This is a genomic window from Nocardia mikamii NBRC 108933 (assembly GCF_001613505.1).
Lineage (GTDB): Bacteria > Actinomycetota > Actinomycetes > Mycobacteriales > Mycobacteriaceae > Nocardia > Nocardia mikamii.
Genome location: NZ_BDCM01000004.1, coordinates 213,096 through 233,386, shown reverse-complemented (window position 1 = coordinate 233,386; position 20,291 = coordinate 213,096). Strand labels below are relative to the sequence as shown.

General features: G+C 66.7%; 19 protein-coding genes. 9 read left to right on the top strand and 10 right to left on the bottom strand.

Annotated features, from left to right (window positions below):
* Position 1: 1 nt before the first annotated feature.
* Positions 2-1,051, bottom strand: coding sequence for an AurF N-oxygenase family protein (locus NMI01S_RS05950; RefSeq protein ID WP_062994972.1), 1,050 nt, complete (start codon positions 1,049-1,051; stop codon positions 2-4).
* A gap of 316 nt (positions 1,052-1,367) precedes the next feature.
* Between NMI01S_RS05950 and NMI01S_RS05945 the strand changes: the two genes are divergently transcribed.
* The 6 genes from NMI01S_RS05945 to NMI01S_RS05920 all read left to right on the top strand — a co-directional run bounded on the left by NMI01S_RS05945 (position 1,368) and on the right by NMI01S_RS05920 (position 7,263).
* Positions 1,368-2,372 carry a zinc-binding dehydrogenase gene (locus NMI01S_RS05945; protein ID WP_062994971.1) on the top strand — a complete coding sequence of 335 codons (1,005 nt, stop codon included), beginning with the start codon at positions 1,368-1,370 and terminating at the stop codon, positions 2,370-2,372.
* 125 nt (positions 2,373-2,497) lie between these two features.
* Positions 2,498-3,853, top strand: coding sequence for a DUF445 domain-containing protein (locus tag NMI01S_RS05940; RefSeq protein WP_062994970.1), 1,356 nt, complete (start codon positions 2,498-2,500; stop codon positions 3,851-3,853).
* Between the two features lie 55 nt (positions 3,854-3,908).
* Positions 3,909-4,700: a TIGR03084 family metal-binding protein gene (locus NMI01S_RS05935; protein ID WP_062994969.1), complete on the top strand. Its 792-nt coding sequence runs from the start codon at positions 3,909-3,911 to the stop codon at positions 4,698-4,700.
* A 357-nt stretch (positions 4,701-5,057) separates the two neighbouring features.
* Positions 5,058-5,867 carry a hypothetical protein gene (locus NMI01S_RS05930; RefSeq protein WP_062994968.1) on the top strand — a complete coding sequence of 270 codons (810 nt, stop codon included), beginning with the start codon at positions 5,058-5,060 and terminating at the stop codon, positions 5,865-5,867.
* 225 nt (positions 5,868-6,092) lie between these two features.
* A complete protein-coding gene (locus NMI01S_RS05925) occupies positions 6,093-6,629 on the top strand; it encodes an SRPBCC family protein (RefSeq protein ID WP_062994967.1) in 537 nt (178 codons plus the stop codon).
* Positions 6,630-6,639: 10 nt separating this feature from the next.
* Entirely contained in the window at positions 6,640-7,263 is a 624-nt protein-coding gene (locus tag NMI01S_RS05920; RefSeq protein ID WP_062994966.1) for a ribonuclease H family protein, read from the top strand.
* A 179-nt stretch (positions 7,264-7,442) separates the two neighbouring features.
* Here the strand turns inward: NMI01S_RS05920 and NMI01S_RS05915 are convergent, their stop codons facing one another.
* The 9 genes from NMI01S_RS05915 to NMI01S_RS05875 all read right to left on the bottom strand — a co-directional run bounded on the left by NMI01S_RS05915 (position 7,443) and on the right by NMI01S_RS05875 (position 17,058).
* Positions 7,443-8,324 (bottom strand): hypothetical protein, encoded by an 882-nt coding sequence (locus NMI01S_RS05915; RefSeq protein WP_062994965.1) that lies wholly within the window; start codon positions 8,322-8,324, stop codon positions 7,443-7,445.
* 61 nt (positions 8,325-8,385) lie between these two features.
* Positions 8,386-9,555, bottom strand: coding sequence for an MlaD family protein (locus NMI01S_RS05910; protein WP_036507346.1), 1,170 nt, complete (start codon positions 9,553-9,555; stop codon positions 8,386-8,388).
* Entirely contained in the window at positions 9,552-10,646 is a 1,095-nt protein-coding gene (locus NMI01S_RS05905) for an MCE family protein (protein ID WP_062994964.1), read from the bottom strand. Before NMI01S_RS05905 ends, NMI01S_RS05910 begins: the two co-directional genes overlap by 4 nt.
* Positions 10,643-11,755, bottom strand: coding sequence for an MCE family protein (locus tag NMI01S_RS05900; protein WP_245716722.1), 1,113 nt, complete (start codon positions 11,753-11,755; stop codon positions 10,643-10,645). Before NMI01S_RS05900 ends, NMI01S_RS05905 begins: the two co-directional genes overlap by 4 nt.
* On the bottom strand, positions 11,752-12,759 hold the full coding sequence (locus NMI01S_RS05895; RefSeq protein ID WP_062994963.1) for an MCE family protein: 1,008 nt from the start codon (positions 12,757-12,759) through the stop codon (positions 11,752-11,754). Before NMI01S_RS05895 ends, NMI01S_RS05900 begins: the two co-directional genes overlap by 4 nt.
* The gene (locus tag NMI01S_RS05890) at positions 12,756-13,787 is read right to left on the bottom strand and encodes an MCE family protein (protein ID WP_062994962.1); all 1,032 of its coding nucleotides are present in this window, start codon (positions 13,785-13,787) and stop codon (positions 12,756-12,758) included. The genes NMI01S_RS05895 and NMI01S_RS05890 overlap by 4 nt, the downstream gene beginning before the upstream one ends.
* Positions 13,787-15,289, bottom strand: a complete 1,503-nt coding sequence (locus NMI01S_RS05885) for an MlaD family protein (protein ID WP_062994961.1) — start codon at positions 15,287-15,289, stop codon at positions 13,787-13,789. The genes NMI01S_RS05890 and NMI01S_RS05885 overlap by 1 nt, the downstream gene beginning before the upstream one ends.
* 82 nt (positions 15,290-15,371) lie before the next feature.
* Positions 15,372-16,235, bottom strand: coding sequence for an ABC transporter permease (locus NMI01S_RS05880; RefSeq protein WP_030514081.1), 864 nt, complete (start codon positions 16,233-16,235; stop codon positions 15,372-15,374).
* Between the two features lie 4 nt (positions 16,236-16,239).
* Positions 16,240-17,058, bottom strand: a complete 819-nt coding sequence (locus NMI01S_RS05875) for an MlaE family ABC transporter permease (protein ID WP_030514080.1) — start codon at positions 17,056-17,058, stop codon at positions 16,240-16,242.
* 541 nt (positions 17,059-17,599) lie between these two features.
* On the opposite strand from NMI01S_RS05875, the gene NMI01S_RS05870 reads away from it, so the two are divergent.
* From NMI01S_RS05870 to NMI01S_RS05860, 3 genes are all read left to right on the top strand, one after another.
* Positions 17,600-18,271 carry a chymotrypsin family serine protease gene (locus tag NMI01S_RS05870; protein ID WP_062994960.1) on the top strand — a complete coding sequence of 224 codons (672 nt, stop codon included), beginning with the start codon at positions 17,600-17,602 and terminating at the stop codon, positions 18,269-18,271.
* 171 nt (positions 18,272-18,442) lie between these two features.
* A complete protein-coding gene (locus tag NMI01S_RS05865) occupies positions 18,443-18,955 on the top strand; it encodes a DUF6764 family protein (protein ID WP_245716745.1) in 513 nt (170 codons plus the stop codon).
* A gap of 163 nt (positions 18,956-19,118) precedes the next feature.
* Complete coding sequence (locus tag NMI01S_RS05860; protein ID WP_157126056.1) at positions 19,119-20,285, top strand: serine hydrolase domain-containing protein; 1,167 nt, start codon at positions 19,119-19,121, stop codon at positions 20,283-20,285.
* The last annotated feature ends 6 nt before the right edge of the window (positions 20,286-20,291 follow it).

The window sequence follows — 20,291 nt, the reverse complement described above, 5'->3', positions numbered from 1 at the left end:
GTCAGGCCGCCAGCCAGCCGACGAGAGAACCGACCACGGGCAGCCGCTCGGCCACGGCGGTCGCCGCATTCCGCCGGTCGGGCTCACCGCGATACCGCGACGGATCGCCGTCGACGTGCAGCAGTGTCCACAACTTGCGCGTCACCGGATTCATCAAGCCCAGTTCGTCGGCGAGTTTGCGCATATCGCCGAAGTAGCCGGACAGGATCCGGCGCGAGTTCGGGGACCGCCAGAAGGCGTCCTCGATCACCTCGCGCGGAATGTCGAATTCCTTGGCGAACGAGCGCGGGGGCGCCATGATCTCACCGGCGAGCCAGCGCATCGTGATCGGAAAAGCCAACGCGCACATCGCCTTACCGAACGGACTCATCCGCTCGATATGCGCCTTCAAGAACTCACCGGCGAAGGAGATGTGCCGGGCCTCCTCGGCGATGTGGATCTGCATGGTGCGCAGCACCGCCGGGGGCATCGACTCGCCCTCCCGGATGATCGCCTTCTGATAGTGGTCGATCGGCTCCTCACCACCGAGGATGCCGATGAACAGAATGGCGTGCGCGTAGCCGCCGGCCACGCCGATGAAGGGCGACAACGCACGGAACAGCGGCCGCATCCCGGGGACGTCCACGCCGATCCGGTTGATCAGCTCCTGGAACATCTGGATGTGGTTGCACTCTTCGGTCATCTCGTGCAGGCAGTAGCGAAACTCCGGAGATCCGTTGGGGAGCTTCATGATGTACTGCATCATGCCGCGGATGAGAATGCTCTCGAAGGCGGCGCCGACCTTGATCACGTTGGCGGTGCGCCACTTTCCGATCTCGATCCTGCGCTCCAGCGGCAGCGACTTGTACCAGTCGGTTCCGCCGAGCGGATCGAGCTCCGGCGACAGCACCCATCTCGGATCGTCGGGATCGATCGCCAACTCCGGTGAATCCCAATCGATATCGAGATAGGGATCGAAATTGCGATGGACAGATCCCTCGGACAGGATCGCCAGCATCTCCCGGTAGTCCGGACCGAAGATGTCGGTACGAATGGATTTCGACAGCGTCATCGATGTCTCCTCTGCTCCGCGGGACCCCCGCAGCCGGTCGGCCCGGCGAGCGGGCTTCGCAGTGCGGCTCATCGGGCCTCCTAGCTCCCGGCCCCGAGGCTCGGCCCCGGCGGCGGTCGACACCCAGCAGGTGTGATCCTTCGAGGATATATGGGACTCGCAGTCCCACACAATCCCCCGAGCCCGGAGAGTCGGCCGATGCCTGTGACCGTGCCGTCCCGCAACTCCGGCCGAAGCCGCGCTGTCGATGCGATACTCGACCGGGTTCGCCGGGCCCGCGGGTCCGCCCGCCCCGACCCACGAGGAGTAGCCCGACATGCTGGCCGCACGCCTTCACCTGGGACCGCAACGCCGACTGGAACTGGACGAGGTGCCGACGCCGGAACCGGGTCCCGACCACGTCCTGATCAAGGTCGAAGCGGCGGGAGTCTGCCTGTCCGATGTCCATCTGATCGACGGGACGCTGACCCCGGTGATGCTCGCCGGCGACGTGGTGACGCTCGGCCACGAGGTCGCGGGCACGGTTCACACCCTCGGACCGGGTGTGACCAGCGCGAAGGTGGGGGACCGGGTGCTGCTGCAGGCGGGTGAACTGCGCGGCGGCGCGGTGTTCACCCGCGGGGTCGACTACGACGGCGGGTGGGCGGAATACACCCTGGCCCGGGTCGACACCCTGGTGCCGATTCCCGACGATCTGCCCTTCGAGCAGGCCTGCTTCATTCCGGACGCGGTCTCCACACCGTGGGCCGCGATCACGGCGACCGCCCAGGTGCGGCCCGCCGAACCGGCCGGCGTGTGGGGTGTGGGCGGTCTCGGCGCCCACGGGGTGCAATTGCTGCGCATGGTCGGCGCGGCACCCATCGTGGCGGTGGATCCGCTGCCCGCGGCGCGGGAACGGGCGCTCGGTTTCGGTGCGGATCTGGCCTTCGATCCGGCCGATCCCGAACTGCGGTCGCGGATCTTCGCCGCGACCGGCGGCGCCGGTTTGGCGGCCGCCTTCGATTTCGCCGGGGTGGCGGCGGTTCGCGAACAGGCCGTCACCTGTCTGGGGCCGGGTGGGCGGCTGGTTCTGGTCGGTCTGACCGACAAGCCGATCACGATCACCGGGGGTATCGGCTTCAGCTTCTTCCAGCAGCAATTGCGCGGACACTACGGATCGCAGCCCGAACATGTCACCGAACTGGTGACGCTGCGGCGGCTGCATCGTCTCGATCTCGCCCGTTCGGTCAGCGCGGTGCTGCCGCTCTCGGAAGCCCCGGCAGCGGTGCGGGCGCTGGAAACCAAAGAGGGCAATCCGATTCGACTCGTCCTGCGCCCCTGAACGGGGTGCGTTTGCCCCGCCGACCAGGGCAAGTGCCGCCCCGCCGCATTGACACCATCTGGCCCCGGTGAGAATGTGGGGACCCAGTCAACTCGCAAGTCCGCACGGCGCAAGGGGGATCCACGATGGCGGTAGTCGCCGGCGGTGTGTTCATCGACTGGGAACAACTGACCGGACAGTCCAAATTCGTCGTGGACCTGATCACCTTCCCGATCTTCAGCGCGGTGGCCGGTTGGCTCACCAACTGGACCGGTGTGCTGATGTTGTTCTGGCCGTTGCAATTTCGCGGCGTCCGGATTCCGGGACTGAAGGTGCTGTATCCCTATTTCCCGCGCCGGGTGCAGGTGCTGCCGACGTTCTCCGGCGACGGTAAGCGACTCGGCTTCCAGGGCTTCATTCCCGCCCGCGCGGAGAAGATGGCCAGCATCTGCGTGGATATGGCGATCATGCGGATCGGCAGCCCGCGCGATTTCATCCACGAACTGGATCTGGAAGGTATCGCCGACTACATCGCCGACCGCGCGCACGAACAGTTGCAGCAGATCGTCGACGATGTGATGTACCGGGAGAATCCGGAACTGTGGCGGGCCGTCCCGCGGCCGGCGAAACAGATTCTCTATCAGCGCATCGACCGTGAATTGCCGAAACTGTGCCGGCGCGGTTTCGAGCAACTCGGCGACAATGTCGACCAGCTCATCGATATCAAGAGTTTCGTCATCCGCTATCTGCAGGCCAATCCGGAGATCCTCAAGGATCTGACCACCACGATCGCCGCGCCGGAGCTGCGGTTCATGGTGCGGATCGGGTTGCTCGGTGCCCCGTTCGGTCTCCTGCTGGCGCTGTACCTGCATGTCCATCACGACATTCCGGTGATCGGGTGGATCCCGGGCTGGCTGGTGGTCCTGGCCGCGGCCGCCACCATCGGCGTGCTGGTGAACATGATCGCCATCAAGATGGTGTTCGAACCCGGCGATCCGCAGCCGCGCTACAAATACCTCTGGCGGCAGGCGCTGCTGGCCAAACGGCAACCGCAGGCCGCCGACGACCTCGCCCAGATTCTGGCCTACCAGGTGCTGACCCTGCCGAATCTGGCGGCGGAGCTGCTGGACGGCCCGAACGGAGACAAGACCCGCCAGTTGGTGGAGCATCTGATCGCCGACGAGATCCGCACCCAGCTGGGACCCACGCGCTCGGTGGTGCGCGCGGCCTTCGGAGCGCGGCAGTTCGACAATCTGCAGGTCGGCGCCGCCGGGGCCGCAGTGAGCCTGGCGCCGAGTCTGGTCCAGGACGAGGCCTTCGCCCTGGACCAGGCCAAGAAGATCGATGAATTCGCGGCGCGGAAGCTCAAACAGCTCACGCCGGGCGAGTTCATGGAGATGTTCTACGCCTCGGTCGAACAGGACGCCTGGCTGTTGTATCTGCACGGCGCTGCGCTGGGCCTGGTGGTGGGCGGGGTGCACCTGCTGATCTTCGGTTGGTGAGAAATACAAGCACGCGTGCTTGCATTTTTTTGCGGGCGTTGCCATGCTTTCGGTCATGGCTGATCTAGAGGCGTTGCTCGACGATTTCGAGGCCGAATGCGCGGACTTGGACCGTCTCGTCGCGCCGCTGGATCCGGTCGGCTGGTCGCGGGAGACGCCCGCCCCGGGCTGGACCATCGCACACCAGATCGCACACCTGACCTGGACCGACGAAGTATCGACGATCGCGGCCACCGACGCCGCGGCGTTCGCCGAGCTGCTGCGCGAGGCTACTGCCGAGATCGCCACATTCGTCGACGACGCGGCCGCGGAGGTGGCGCGCACACCGGCGCCGGAACTGCTCGCGCGGTGGCGCCGGGGCCGGGCCGGTCTGGCGCGGGCGCTGCGCGCGGTGCCCGCCGGGACGAAATTGCCCTGGTTCGGACCGCCGATGAGCCCGATGTCCATGGTGAGCGCACGGTTGATGGAGACCTGGGCGCACGGTCAGGACGTCGCCGATGCGCTGGGCGCGACGCGGACGCCGACCGCGCGGCTGCGCAATATCGCGCATATCGGCGTGCGGACCCGCGATTTCGCCTACACCGTGCACGGCCGACCGGCACCCGCGCAACAGTTCCGGGTCGACCTCACGGCGCCGGACGGGTCGGTCTGGAGCTGGGGTCCCGAGGATGCCGCGCAGCGAGTGAGCGGGTCGGCGCTGGACTTCTGCCTGCTGGTCACGCAGCGTCGGCATCGCGACGATCTGCCGCTCGTTGCCACGGGAGCCGACGCCGCGGAGTGGTTGACGATCGCGCAAGCCTTCGCAGGCCCGCCGGGATCGGGGCGCGACGTGGGCCAATTCGCCTGAAGACTTCCGGAAAGAGCGGGCGAGCGCCGACTCAGGGTGCGACGTGCTTGCGGCCGACCGGACGCCGTTGGCCGGAGGACTTCGAGATCGCAGCTCGAAGTTGACGCTCGCCAGCGGTCTGGGGTTACCCGGCGTCGCATCGGCCCAAACCTGGGCGCACCTCGCCGGCCGACGGCGTACCGGCGCCGTCCGGTACGGCGAACAGCGGTTTTCACGACGCTTCGCCGGCTGTTGTGATCTTGACCGCAGGGCCTCGGAATACCGCGTCGTCAGGCAGTAACCTGGACGTGCGTACGACTTTCAACGGTGCGGGTCGGCAACGAGGGGAACCCAGGGGAGAGGGAAGGACGCACCGCTATGGCTCAGTCCGCACAGTCCCGGTCCACCGGCCAAATTCTGCAACACACCGCCGTCGTACTCGCCGGAATGGCGAGTATCGGCCTGACCGTCGCCGCCGGAACCTACATCGTCAATCAGATCGGGGGCGCGGGCCTGCCGAGCGTCATCGGCTCCGGCGAGCGAGGCGACTCGATCGTCCCGGCGCCCGGCGCACACGGGTCCGAGGCGTCACCGAGCATCGGTCCTGCCACCACCGGGCCGTGGGGGCCGACCGCCGAATCCCGCCGCCTGCCGGTCCTCGCGGCCGATGTCTCCGCCGCGCCGGTGCGCATCGTGCCCGGGCCGGCGGACCGCCCACCGAACACCGACACGGCACTCCCGAGTACCCGTCCCGGCGGCGTCGGGGGACGCCTGAACCTCACCGGCGAAACCTACGTCGGGGCGAATCTGTCGAGGACACAACAGCATTCGTTCGCCGTCACCCTCGACACGAATGTGCCGGCGGCATTGGGCGCGAACAGCGATCCGGACCGTCGACAGGGTGTCGCGCCGGACGCGGTGACCGAATTCCGTACCGACGTCGACGTGCACAGTGGCGAGTTCAGCGTCGCGATGAGCGACCCGCTGCTGGGCCGGCACGACGTGCAGGTCCAGCGGCACGCGCGACCGGCTCCCGTGCCGTCGGTCGGCCCCCAGCAGATTCGCGCGGACCGGTCCGGCGATCCGGCCGGCACCGATTCGGCGGAGGCGGTCACCACGGCCGCAACCGGTTCGAACCCGGCCGCAGCCGAGTCGGCCACGGCGGCACCGGATTCCACGGTGGCATAGCGTTTCGACATCTGTCCGGCCGGGTACCGTCAAGGTGCCTGGCCGGTTGTCGTCTGTGCCCGCTCCCGTCGAGCACACTCGAAACGTACTGGTCGTTTGCCGCATTTGTCCTCGTCAGCGGTTATCCGCCACTCGGCGCGCGGGCCGCACGTTATTCCCCGGTAACCATTCAATAAAGAGGAATTCTGTAGTACTTTTGTGGCAAGCGTGGAACAGGGAGGGCCTATGGGCCACATCAGGTACGCGAGCGACGTCGGGGCTCCGGTGGAGGTCGCATTCACGTACACCGACAACCATCTGTTCGTCCCGGATTGGATGTTCGGTATCGCAGCGTTCGACCCGGTCGGCGAGGCCGGCCACGGACCGGGTGCGGTCTATGCGGCGACGTTCCGGCTGGGGCTGTGGCATCCCACGGTCGATTGTGAGATCACCGAATACCGCCGCAACGCGGTCATCGGGTACACCCTGCGCAGGCGCCGGCCGGGGAAGGTGGCGCCTGCGCAGGACCCCACCGGGTTGTCACAGGAGCCCGGAGCCGCCCCCGCGCTCGCCACGCTGACGCTGCGATTCGATCCGCTCGGGTACGGCCGGTCGGTGCTGACCTCCGAGGCGGACTACCCGCCGGCACACGGCTGGCTGGCCCGCCCGGCCGCCAAGGCCATCGATGCGCTGGCCAAGGCGGCGGTCCGTCGCAGCGAAACGCAATTGCGCAGGGAGATCGAGGAATTCCACGGCACGGATCTTGTCGGCCGGATTGCGTAGGGTACCGGTCATGATCATCGTGAGCACCGACGGATCCTGCCTGCGCAATCCTGGCGGCGCCATCGGCTGGGCGTGGGTCAATCATCAGGGCAGTTCGGCCAGCGCCGGCGCGGCCTCCGGCACCAACCAGGTGGCCGAGCTACGCGCGGTTCTGGAAGCGATTCGCGCACATCCGGGCCCCGAACCGCTGTTCATCGAGAGCGATTCGCTGTACGCGATCAAATGTGCGTCGGAATGGCTACCGGGCTGGCGCCTCAACGGCTGGCGCACCGCCACCGGCAGCGCGGTGAAGAATGTGGAACTGGTCCAGTGGATCGATCACGCGATCGCCACCCGGCCGGGTCCGGTGCGTTTCCGCTGGGTACGCGGACACGTCGGCAACTACTACAACGAACAGGCCGACAAACTCGCCGGGGAGGCCGCCCGCGCCGCCGCGGGCCGGGCCGATGCGCCCCCGAACGGCATCGTCGATCTCCCGCCGTTGCCTTCCGCGGTTCGCCCCGCCGCCGCACCCGCCGAGACGATATCCGACACCGCCGCGACGACGCCGCTGACGGTCGTCGTCACCGACAAGCCGGCGCCGAAACGCGGCCGCGCGACAGCCGAAACCGCGGACGCCCTCACCCTTTTCTGACCGGGCACGCGTCAGACCAACTGAATGGCTTCCGGCGGTGGTGGGTCGGCCCACCGCCGGAGGCGCCCGGTTGCTGCCACCTCGGTCGCGGGTTCACAGCCGGATCACCTCGTCGAACGCATTCCGGCCCCGCGACGGAAACCGTCACGGGGCCGGAAAGTGTTGTCCAGTAACCGGATTCAGTTACCCGGCTGCGGAGCCGGGGCGGGCTGCGCCCCGCCGTTGGCCTGCGGGCTGGTGCCCGGAGCCGCCTGCGGCGCACCCGGGGCCGGGCCGGAGGGGCCCATACCCTTGGTGACCGGCGAGTCGAACTTCGCGACCAGCCACTTACCGTCGTGCTTCTCCATCTGGGCCACGCCCGGGATGGTCAGCTTGTCCGGCTGCGGAACGGCCTGGTTGGTCTGCTCCTGCGTGATCACCAGCACCACGTTGGCCTGGCTGTCGTTGCCGGACTCCCACGCGCAGTGGATCTCGTCCAGCTTCGACTTGGCCTGCACGCTGACCATGGCCTGCTTCAGCGTGTCCGAGGCGCCACTGAAGAACTTGCCCCACTCACCCGTCGAGAGATCGTTGACGCTCTTGAAGTAGGCGTCGAGATCCTTCGAGTCGTAGCTGGCCACGGCCTTGCCGAAATCGCACGCCGCCTTGGTCGAATCATCGCGCGCGGCGAGCTGATCCTCGCGGTTGTCGGCCTTCAGATAGAAGACCACCACCGCGGTGATCGCGGCCACCAGCAGCACACCCGCGGCGAAGGCCGACACGATCGGCACCCACGGAGTGCTCTTCCCGGAGGAGGGCGCACTCGCCGGGGCGGGAGCCGCCGACTTGGCGGTTGCCGCGGCGGGCCCCGCGGTCTCGAGCTTCACCGTCTTGTCCGCATCGGCTGTCTTCGCGGTATCGGCTGTCTTCGCGGTATCGGCACCCTTATCGGCAGCAACCGACGAGTCCGATTCGAACTTGACCGTTGCGTCCGCGGCGGTGCTGTCTTGCGCCGCGTCGACCTTCTCGGTCGGCTCGGCATCGTTGTTCGCCTTGTCCTTGGCGGTGTCGTCATCGGACATGAATCGATCTGTCACCTTCCCGGCATGTGGAAACCACGCCGTATGTTTCGGGCCACTCTACTTACCGCACCGGCTTCGGGGTCCGAGCGTTCGGATCGGCACCCGACGGCATCTGCGCTCCGTTGTTCGGAACGTCGGGCCGCGGCGCGTTCGCCGAACCACGAATCTGCTGGTCCGGAGGTGCGTTGGTGCAATAGTTGTACTTCGGGAACGAACCGTCGGTCACGACACTCGGTGCGACCGGCGCGTGCGAGTACTGGCAGAACGGGCGCGGCCAGATATCGAGGATCGTATAGAACTCTCCGTCGTGGGCCGGGACCCCCATGGCCGAACTACCGACGACCAGCGATGGGAACAGCGCCCGCAGCGCCGGCAGCCGCAGCTGCGCCGCCTTGGTGACGGCCACGAAGTTGGTCGCCAGGCTGGTGATCGGATCGGTGGTCTCGTCCAGCGTCGCGCCCAGCGACTTCATCTGCGCCGGGGCCTGGTCCAGCACCTTGCGGAGTTCGTCGTTGGCGTTGTTGAACTGGATGAACAACGTCGACGAGTTCTGGGTCAGGGTGCTCAGATCGGGCTGCGCGTTCGACGTGGTGGCCGCGATGGTCCGCAGGCTGGTGAGCAGGTTGGTGGTCTGCGGCAGCAGATTGTCCAGACCGGCCGTCACCAGGCTCAGCGCATCGACCATGTCGCGCAGCTGATCCGGTCCGCCGCTGAGCGCGGTATCGAATTCGGTGAGGATGGTGCTGAACCGGTCCGGGTCGATCTGATCGAAGAATCCGCTGGCGTTCTCCAGCACCGCCGACACCGGGGTCGGGGTCTGCACCTTCTGCGGATCGAACGGGATCACCGAACCGTCGGTGAGGTACGGCCCCTTGTCGGTTTCGGGCTGGAAGTCGATGTACTGCTCACCGGCGGCCGAGAGGGCGTGCACGACGACCTGGGTGGCCTTCGGGATCTTGTACCGGGTGTCGATCTGGGCTTCGGCCGCGATCGAGGCGCCCCGATCCGCCAGCTTGATCGAATTCACCTTGCCGACGCGGAATCCGCGCAGCGTGACGTCGTTGCCCGGTTGCAGACCACCGGAGCGGTCGAGTGCGACCGTGACCGTGTAGGTACTGCGCAACGGATTGATGCGCATGACGTCCACCGCCAGGTACGTCGCACCCACGACGAACGCGATCACCAGTCCGATCGTGGACAGCAGCAGTTTGTGTCGCAGCAGCCAGCTCATCGGTGGCCCCCTGTCACTCGGCCGTAGACGATCTGCAGCACCTGGATCAAACTGCCCGCCATGTCCTGCAGATCGCGCAGATCCCAGAACTTGCTGTGCGGCGGGTCGGTGAGCAGGCCGACGTCGAGCTGGGTCAGGGTCGCGGCGACGGCGAGGGTATTGCCCTTGAACGAGGCGTCGACCTTCGGCCGGATCTCGTGCAGGGCGTCCAGCGCCGGGCCGAGGTCGTTGCCGGCCCGCGACAGCGCGTCCATCAGCTTGTGCACGTTCTCGAGCAGGCTCGCCAGCTGATCGTGGCTGGTCTCGGCGTAGTCGCCGAGCGCCGCGCTGGTGGTGGAGATCTTGCCGAGCAGATCGCCGATCTGCTTGTTGTTCTCCGCGATGGCGCCGATCATCTGCGGCAGCGAATCCGCCACCTGACCCAGCTGGTCGTGGTTGGCCTCGATGGTGTTGGTCAGCGCGTCGAAGCCGTTGAGCGTGCTGTCGATGCGATCGCTGTTGGCGTGCAGCGTGGTGACCACACTCGTCATCTGCTTGATCAGGCCGGCGAGTTGATCGGGCCGACCGCCGACCACGGAATCCAGTTCCGAGGTCAGCTTCGTCAGCGCGGCCACACCGCCGCCGTTGAACAACATCGAGACCGACAGCAGCAGCTCCTCCACGGTGGCGCCGGCCGAGGTGTGGTCGATGCCGATGGTGTCGCCGTCCTTCAGCATCGGCGTGGACTCGTCGGACTTCGGCTTCGACAGCGCCACGAAGACGTCGCCGAGCGGAGTGGCCTGGCGCAGTTCGGCGGTGGAATCGCGCGGCAGCGTGATGTCCTTGCGCACGTCCATGTCGACGATCGCCTGGTAGTTCTTGGTCGAGATGTGGGTGACCACACCGACATCGGAACCACCGATCTTGACCTTGGCCTGATCGGGCAGGTTGAGAGCGTTGGCGAAAATCGCGTGCAGGGAATAGGTCTCACCGGACTGCCCCGGTTTGGGCAGCGGCAGACTCTCCACGGTCAGACCGCAGCCGGAGGCCGCCACGGTCGCCGAGACGCCGAGGGCCAGCCAGGTGCGCCGCAGGCGCGTCGATACCGTCATTTCGTCAGTCCCAACAGTGCGGCGGACAACCCGAGGTCGGGTCCGAAATCCTCGATCTTGCCGGTCCGGCAGCCGTCGGCCTTCATCTGAATGCGTTCACAGAACAGGCTGACGACCTCGCCGGACAGTGCGGTGCCGAGCACCGCGTGCAGGCGGACGAAGCCGCGGTTGCGGTCCATCGAACGGTCCAGGTTCTGCAGCAGCAGCGGCGCCACGTCGACGGTCTCGATCACACCGGCCGCGTTCTGCCGCAGCTGGTCGGTGACCTTGGTGAGCCCGGTGAGGCTCTCCGACAGCTGGCTCTGATACTGGCTGAAGACGCCGCTGGTGTTGGCCAGGAAGTCGTTGAGCTGGTCCAGCGTGGCTTGCAGACCGGGCGCCTGCTCGGCCAGCAGCGACGACATCTGGGTGACCTTGTTACTGAAGTCGCGCACCGACTGGTCGTTGTCGGCCAGCATCGCGGTCAGCTCGTTGAGCTTGATGATGATGGTCGAGATGGCGTCCTTGTTGTCGACGCCGACCTTCAACGCTCCCGACAGCGCGTTGAGCGTGTCGCGGATCCGCTCACCCTGGCCGTTGACCATGTCGTAGAGCAGCGTGCCCGACAGCGGGCCCTGGGTCTGGCCAGGCGCCGGCTTCAGCGCGGCGGTGAACTGGTCGATGGTCTTGATCATCGTGTCCAGTTCGACCGGGGTGCGGGTCTGTTGCACCGTGAGGTGCGTGTTGTCCGGCAGCTTGGGCCCGCCGGTATAGCGCGGCGTGAGCTCGACGTGCCGGTTGGTCACGATCGAGGGCGACACGATCGCCGCCGTCACATTCTTCGGGATGTCCACGTCGTGGTTCACGGTCATGTGCACCTCGACGTACTCACCCTTCGGGATGATCTTGTCGACCTTGCCGACCTCGAGTCCCAGCACGGTGATCGGATTGCCCTCGAACACGCCGGCGATATTGCGGAAGTCGGCGGTGATGTGGGTCGAACCGCCCACCGCGTTCTGCACCGAACCGCAGCTGCCGGCCACCAGTGCGACCGCACCGATCGCGACCGTCCTCGCGGCGCGAGCCCGCCATGTATTCAGGGCGCGGTCCCGCCTTGTTTTCCGCATCATCCCTGGCACCCCTCGATCACTCGCGCGAAGCACAACCAGTTGTCCGGGAACAGCCACGGCACACCGACCTCACCGTAGGGGCCGTTGCCGAACACGTTGTTGAACTGCCGCAGCGAGGCGGGCATGATCGTCAACAGTTTGTCCAGGTTGTCCTTGTTCTTCTGCAGACCCTGGGCCATCGTGTTCAGCTGTTCGATGGTCGGGCCGAGCTGGTTGTTGTTCTCCGCGCCGATCTGCTGCAGCTGCTTGGTCAGGGTCGCGGTGTTGTTCAGCAGTTGCTTGAGCAGCTCCTGGCGTTCCATCACCCGGCCGGCGATGGCCTCACCCTGGGTGATCACCAGCAGCACGCTGTTGCGGTTGTCGCCGAGGATCCGGGTGACCTTGTCCAGATCCTTGAGCAGACCGTCGACCTGGTCGCGCCGATCGTTGATGGTCTTGGCGAGCGCGCCGACGCTGTCGAGCGCCTGCGCGGTCAGCTGCGGCGAACCGTCGATCTGGTCGCCGAGCACCTTCAGCGATTCGGCCAGCTTCTCGGTGTCGAGCGCCTCGAACTTCGGGGTGCCGATCTGCACCACATCGGCGAGGTCGTAGGGAACCTTGGTGTTGGACTTGTGAATCCGGTTGCCCGGCAAGCCTTTCCCGTTGCCCGGGTCGAGATCGACGTAGCGCGCGCCCAGCAGCGTGGCCATCTTGATGGAGGCGCGGGCATCGGGGCCGAGCTTCACGTCGTTGTTCACGTGCAGGGTGATCAGCACGTGGTCACCCTCGAGCTTCGCCCCGGCGACCGTGCCCACCGGAACACCGGCGACGTTCACCTTGTCACCGGTCTGGACGCCGGCGGTCTGCACGAACTCCGCCTGCACGTCCTTGGTGCCGACGCCCAGCTTCTTGTACCCGCTGGAGACCACCAGCAGCACCACGATGAGCACGGCGCCGATGACGCCGAGCCAGAAGAAGCGGTTGCCCTGGAAGCGATTCTTGATTCGCGTACCGAATGTCGTCATGGGCGGCACACCGCCGAGTGGTTGGGTCCGCCGATCTGGCTGACCAGACCTCGCGGCAACAGCACCCCGTACAGCGAGACGTCCAGCGTGCACAGGTAGGCGTTGGCATAGGCGCCGTCGGAGCTGAACTTGCCCACATCGGCCAGGATGCCCGGCAGGTCGATCGCGGCCTGGTCCAGTTTGGCGCCGTTGTTGATCAGCATGGTCAGCGCGTCGGTGGACGAGTTCTGCGCGGCCGTGATCTTCGGCTGCACCTGATCGACCATGTTCACCAGGGAGCTGGTGGCATTCGCGATCTGGACGGTCGAAGCCTGCAGGGACTGTCCCTGCTCGTAGAGCCCGCCGATCAGCGCACGGGTCTGGGTCACCAGAGTCTCCAATTCGTCACCTCGTTTCGCCAGTCCCGACATCACGCCCGACAGTTTGGTGATCACGTCGGCCAGGATGACGTCGCGTCGCTGGAAGTCACCGGCCAGTGCGGCGGCCTGGGTGATGAACGAGCTCAGCGAAACACCGTCGCCCTGCAACGCCTGGATGAAGGTGTTGGTCAGGTCGTTGACCTGCTGGGGCTGCAGGGTTTCGAACAGCGGCTGAAAACCGTTGAGCAGACCCGAGATATCGAACGAGGGTTCGGTGCGGTCGACCGGGATGGTCGCGTTGTTGCGCAGCGCCGAATTGTCGCCCTTGTTGCCCGGCGCCAGCGCCACATAGCGCTGGCCGATCAGGTTCTGATACCGGACCAGGGCTTTGGTGTTGCCGTACACGGTCTGATCGGTCTGCACGATGAACGACACCTTGGCCTGGTGCTGTCCCTCGACCTCGATCTTGGTGACCTTGCCGACGCGCACGCCCGCCATCCGGACGTCGTCGCCCTCACGCAGGCCCAGCACATCGGTGAAGATCGCCGAGTAGCTGTGGGTGGAACCGTTCACGGTGCGCGCCAGCGTATTCCAGATGACCACGGTCACCAGGACCGAGACGATGGCGAAGATACCGAACCCGATCAGCGGTTTGCGAATTCCTCTCATCAGCTGGCACCGCTTTCGGAAACTTGCAAGGTTCCACCCCTCAGGATCGAGCTCAGCAGCAGATATTCGGCAGTCGTCGGATCCCGGCCGAGCAGCGCGCTCATCGCGTCACGTCCGGTGTAGTAGGCGATCGGCCCCGCGGTGGGCTTCTGCCCGTCCGCGGCCGGAGCAGCGGCCGGAGCCGGCTGCGGCGCGGGCGCCGCGGGCGCACCCGGCAGGCCGGGCAGCTGCGGGAACAGACCTTCCAACGGAGTTCCGGCGAACGGGTTGCCCGGCTTGGGCGCCTGCTGCGGCGCGGCCGTCTGCGCGGTGTCACCGGTGGTGACTCCCGGGATGGCGGGCAGGCCCGGCATCGGCGGCAGCTTGGGCAGTCCCTGCGACGCGTCCAGCGTGCGCGGCTTCAGGGCCGGTGTCGGCGGGCCGATGTCGGCGACCACCGGGGCGGTGCCACAGCTCGGCGCCGCCATGTCGCCGTAGCGCGGGCAGTCGGACCGGTCGTACGGCTTGTACGGCGTGAAGGTCAGCCCCGCGTTCCAGATCATCTGCTGCTGCGGACCCCAGTGGAAGGTGGTGCTCAGCTTGCGGACCGACGCGTTCAGGTTCGCGATGGCCTGCGGGATCGCGTCGGGGTCCTCGGTGAGCGCGCCGAACATGTCGCCGGTGCCCGAGGTCAGCTGCTTGCCGACGTCGGGATTGCGGGCGAACAGGTTGTTGACCTTGTCGATGGTCGCCGAGGTGCCGGTGATGAGACCGGCCAGTTCGCTGCGCTTGTCGGCGATGGTCTGCGCGGTCTTGACCGATTCCGACAGCGTCGTCATCAGATCCGGCGCGGACTGGTTGAGCGCGTGGAACGAGGCGGAGAAGTCGTTCAGCGTGCCCTCCGGATCCGGCACCGCGGCCCGGACCTGGGTGAACCAGTTGTTCAGCCGCTCGACGGTGGAACCCGGGACCCGGCCGCTGCCGTCCAGCGCATAGGACAGGGTGCTCAGCACCCGGCCCAGCTGCATGGGGTCGATCTTGTTCAGGATCGTGCGGACCGTGGTGAGCGTGTCCTGCAGCGCGATGGTGCCCTGGCTGTGGTCCTCGGCGATCTGCGAACCGGCCTTCAGCGAGGCGTTGTCGGGACCGTTGTAGACCAGTTCGACCGAGGTGACGGCGAACAGGTTGCTGGGGACGACGCGGGCGGTGACATTGGCCGGGATATCGGAGATGTAGTCCGGCTTCATATTGATGTGCACCTGCTGCAGCTCGCCCTTGGCGGCCACCGACACTTCCTCGACCGCGCCGACCAGCACGCCGCGGAACTTCACGTCGGCCTGCGCGGGCAGTCCGTCACCGGTGGTGGTCAGGTTGGCGGTGACCTCCACCTTGGGGTTCAGGATGTAGCCCTTGTAGCGGGCCATCAGCAGGGTCAGCGCCGCGGCGATGACGACGATTCCGCAGACGCCCGCGATGAGCAGCTGCCGCATCGTCGGTCCGCGGCCACTCGGATCGATGATCATATTCAGGCCCCTGTGTCCATGCGGGACACCCGCACCCGGTCGGCCCGGTGAACGGGCTTCGCATTGTGATTCACCAGTCCTCCTATCCCGAGATCCTGATGCCCGGGTTCACGCCCCAGATCGCCAGCGTCATGAACAGGTCGGCGAAGACGACCGCGATGATGCAGAGCTTGATCGCCCGGCCCGCGGCCACACCGACGCCCTCGGGACCGCCGGAGGCGAAGAAGCCGTAGTAGCACTGGATGAAGGTCGTGATCGCCACGAACAGAATGGCTTTCAGCAACGACCACAGCACGTCGTGCGGTACCAGGAATTGATAGAAGTAGTGCTGGAAGGTGCCCGAAGCCGTGCCGCCGATGAATCCGACCGTGATGGAACACGACAGGTAGGCGACCGGCAGCGCCAGGCAGTACAGGGGCACGATCGCGATCATCGCGGCGATCATCCGGGTGCTGACCAGGTAGGGCAGCGGCCGGATCGCCTGCGACTCCAGCGCGTCGATCTCCTCGGCGATGCGCATCGAACCCAGCTGGGCGGTGAAGCGGCAGCCGGCCTGTGCGGCGAAGGCGAGGGTGGCGAGCATGGGCCCGAGCTCACGGGTGGTCGCGAAGGCGGAGATCGCACCGGTCAGCGGGCTCAAACCGAGCAGGTTCAGCGAGGTGTAACCCTGGATGGCGACGGTCATACCGCCGAAGGCGCTGAGGATCAGGACCACGCCGATGGTGCCGCCACCGACGATCAGACTGCCGTTACCCCAGGTGACGTCCGAGAGCAGCCGCCAGACTTCCTTCGGATAGTGCTTGAGCGCCAACGGCATCGAGCCGATCGAGCGCAGGAAGAAGAAGACCTGATGACCGACCCGCGCGAGCCAGTCCCGCGGGGCACCGGCGGAGCTGCGGATCCGCTGCAGGGGCCGCAGTAGCGGCGGAACATAAGTTGACGACACCGGCTCAAACCATCTGTGGGGGGAACAGGGCGTTGTAGATCTGCGTGATGATCAGGTTCGTGCCGAACAGCATCAGCGCGGACAACACCACGGCGGTGTTGACCGAGTTCGCGACACCGCCCGGGCCGCCGCGGGTGTTCAAGCCCGAATCACACGCGATGATCGCGGCCAGCAGGCCGAAGATCAGGGATTTGATCAACGCCACCAGCAAATCGCTGGTCACCGCGAACGACGCGAACGTGCCGATATAGGAGCCGGGGGTGCCGTTCTGGGCGAAGATGTTGAAGATATAGCCGGTCAGGAAGCCGACGAAGATCACGAAGCCGCACAGCAGCACCGACACCAGCATGGCGGCGCCGAGCCGGGGGGCCACGAGCCGGCGCATCGGGTCGACGCCCATGACTTTCATGGCGTCGATTTCCTCGCGGATGGTGCGGGAGCCGAGGTCGGCGCAGATCGCCGAGCCGACGGCGCCGGCGATCATGAGCGAGGTGACCAGCGGCGCGCCCTGCTGAATGATGCCCAGCCCGTTGGCCGCGCCGATGAACGAGGTGGCGCCGACCTGCTGCGCGACCGAACCCACCTGAATGGAGACGATGACGCCGATCGGAATGGCGACCAGCAAAGTGGGCGCGGCGGCGACACTGGCCATGAATGCGCACTGCCGGACGAATTCACCGAACGGGAAGCGACGACGGAAGATGGCGACGAACAGTTCCGCGACCGCGGAGAAGCCCATCGTGATCTGTCGACCGAAGGTCTCGAGGGACCGCTTGGGGTGATCCTGCCAGTACGCCTTCGTCCAGTCCGCCGCGGCACTCATTCTCGATGGTGAACTAATTGCCCCCGACCCGTCCGGACCGTTGGTGACTTGCACTGGCTACCCCTCTCGACGCCGGTTACCCGCCCCGACGACTGTTTCGCTTGAGGCACCTTACTACGGAGTTAGGAAAAACACAGCACAAAGTGTGGCTGTGGTCATAGACCCAGATCACGTTGGTTCCGGGCCTGTGATCGCGCCCACCCGACTGGTATCGATCACAATGGACACGACCATTTCCTAGAACAGGTTCTAGTTTCTTGATCGAATGTCCAACTCGCGACCCGATCCCCCTTTTATCGGATTGAAATTCTCGTTATTAAGATTTGCCCCGAATACTGACGAAAGCCTATAGCGAGTACCCGCGAAACAGCGGTCGTCGTGAGCAGGTGTCGCATCTCGTCGGCCTCGTACGTGTCCTCGCGCGGCCACGGCATCGATCCAGCAAACTGCATGGCGATACCGGGCGCACTCGGGCCCGAGAACTGCAAGGATGTAGTACGACAAGGCTGATATCGTGCGGACTTCCGACGTCTGGAGGGAAATGTTCAACAAACTCGTCAGGGCGGCTCATGCCGCCTTCGCCGTAGCTCTGGGCGCGGCGCTGCTCGGGACGGGCGCGGGGGTCGCGCAAGCCGGTCCCGGATCGCCGGTGATCGGCGGCGGCTCCGGAATCATCATCGACAACCAGTTCGAGTGCACGGTCACGACCATCGGCCACGACGGCGGTGGTCGCCTGGTGGGCCTGACCGCCGGTCACTGCGGCGAGGCGGGTTCGGAGGTGTGGTCCGAACAGGACCGCGGCGCCGGCGTGATCGGTCATTTCGTCTATTCCAATCATGACCTGGACTATGCGGTCATCCAATTCGATCCGGGCCACGTCACTCCCGTCAATCGGATCGGCAACGTGACGATCACCAACGTCGGGGCACCGGTCCAGTTCCCCAGCATCGTCTGTAAGGAAGGCCGGACCACCGGCAATACGTGCGGCCTGGCCTTCGGCGACGTCTTCCAGACCGACGAGACGTGGGCCGAGATGTGTGTCGTCGAGGGCGACTCCGGCGCCCCCGTCGTGGTCGGCTCCACCCTGGTCGGCATGGTGAACGCCTACCTGGCGGTGGCCTGCTTCGGCCCCGAGGTGGGCACCAACATGTCGGCGATCGTCAACGACATGAATGTGCGCGGTGGCGTGGGGGCCGGCTACGCGCCGATCTGATCGGCGGCACGACAACCCTTGTAACGGGCGGCGATTCGGGTATGACATCCGAGTCGCCGCCCGTTTCCGTGCCCGGGGCGGGACCGGCCGCGCGGCGCGGATCGGGTCGGCCGCCGCGGGGTCCGGTTATGGTGAGCGTTGCCGGCCCGAAAGGAGCACTCCGTGAAGGTGATGAGCGCGATCACAGGTTGGGGCGTCGCGGCCGGGGCCGTCGTGTGCTGGGCCACCGGCACCGCCTCGGCAACCACCGTGCACTGCGATGCCGACCGCAACCGCGATATCACGATCATCGCCGATACCACGGCATGCCGTGCGACGGGCGACGATTCCGGTCATGCCCGGGCGGCGGGAATCGACGGCGTCGGCTATGCCAAGGCAACCGCGGGTGCGATCGCCCTCGGCCTGGGCGCCGGCGGCGGGATCGGGGCCAGCGAGGGCGCGGCCGGACTGCCGGTCGCGGTCGGGATGGGGCCCGACGCCTTCGCCTTCACCTCCCTCGCTCCGGAGCCCGTTCCCGGCCGGATCGGGCTCTCCTTCGCGATGAACGGTTCACAGGCGCAGGTGGTTTCGGGTGAGCGCAGCACGGTCTGCCTCGGCTCGGCGGCGCTGGCCTGGGATTCGCGAACCGGCGCGATCTGTCTCGCGACGCCGTTCGGGTTGTGGCAGGTCCCGGCCGCGCACTGAGCACGGTTCAGGAGCTCACCTACCCTGGCGGGTAGGCGTAACGACGCCGCGACGATGCGGCGGCAGGAGGTCGACACAGGTGGATTCGGCACGTTCGCGGCAGGCAGCGGAGGTGGAAGCGGCGCAGGTAGCGGGGGCCGCCGATAGCGACGACGCACCGCAGATGGTCATCGACCCACGATTCGTGCCGGTCGTGCACCATTTCTTCCGGCTGTTCCCCCGGCCCAACCGGGGCGGCGGCGCATTCGCGGTCTTCCTGCACGGGCGGCCCGTCGTCGATGTGTGGGCGGGCTGGTCGGCGCCGGATCAGCGCTGGCAGTCCGGCACGGTGGCCCTGAGCTTTTCCACCGGCAAGGGTGTGGTCGCCACGGTGCTGCATCGAATCGCCGAACGCGGGCTGGTCGATTACGACGCCCCGGTGGCCGAATACTGGCCGGAATTCGCCGCGAACGGCAAGCAGGACATCACCGTCCGTGAGGTGCTCACCCATCGCGCGGGACTCCACAAGGTGCGCGGCCTGGCGACCGATCCCGACGGCATCCTCGACTACGACGCGATGATCGCGGCGCTGGCGGCCGCCGAACCGGATCCGCGGCGGCTACAGGGGTCGGGATATCACGCGGTGACCTTCGGCTGGCTGGTCGCCGAGATCGTGCAGCGGGCGACCGGTGAGCCGTTCACCGAGGTGTTGCGGCACGAGATCGCCGAACCGCTGCAGACCGAGGAGTTCTGGTACCGGGTGCCCGAGTCCGAGCGGTACCGCATTGCCCGCACCTTCCCGCGGTTGCGTATTCCCGGGCTGCGCTGGGATACCGCCTCGAAGGTGATCGCCCGCAGCCGCACGGTCGGTGCGATCGCCGAGGCCGGGATGCCGGCCGGTTTCGATGTGCTGGTCGGCGATCCGCGCGTACACGACGCGGTGATGCCCGGCTTCAACGGTGTGTTCTCCGCTCGCGCCCTGGCCCGGATGTACGGCGCCCTGGCGAACGAGGGCCGGGTGCTGCTGCCGGACGGCGCCTGGAGCGAACCGCTGTTGCGCCCGGAAACCATCGAGAACATCAATCATGTGCAACGCAGCGAACATCGCGACTACGTCATCGGCGTACCCGTGCCGTTCACGCTGGGATACCATCGGCCGCCGATCGCCTCCCGGCGCCCGCTGCGCCGTGCGTTCGGCCACTACGGCGTGGGTGGTTCCGGCGCGTTCGCCGATCCGGAATCGGGCATGTCGGTCGCCTTCGTCACCAATCGCCTGGGTAATTCGCTGAACACGATCGGCGACGGGCGGCTGGCCCGATTGGCGGCGGAGACCCGCGCGGCACTCGGCTGACAGGGC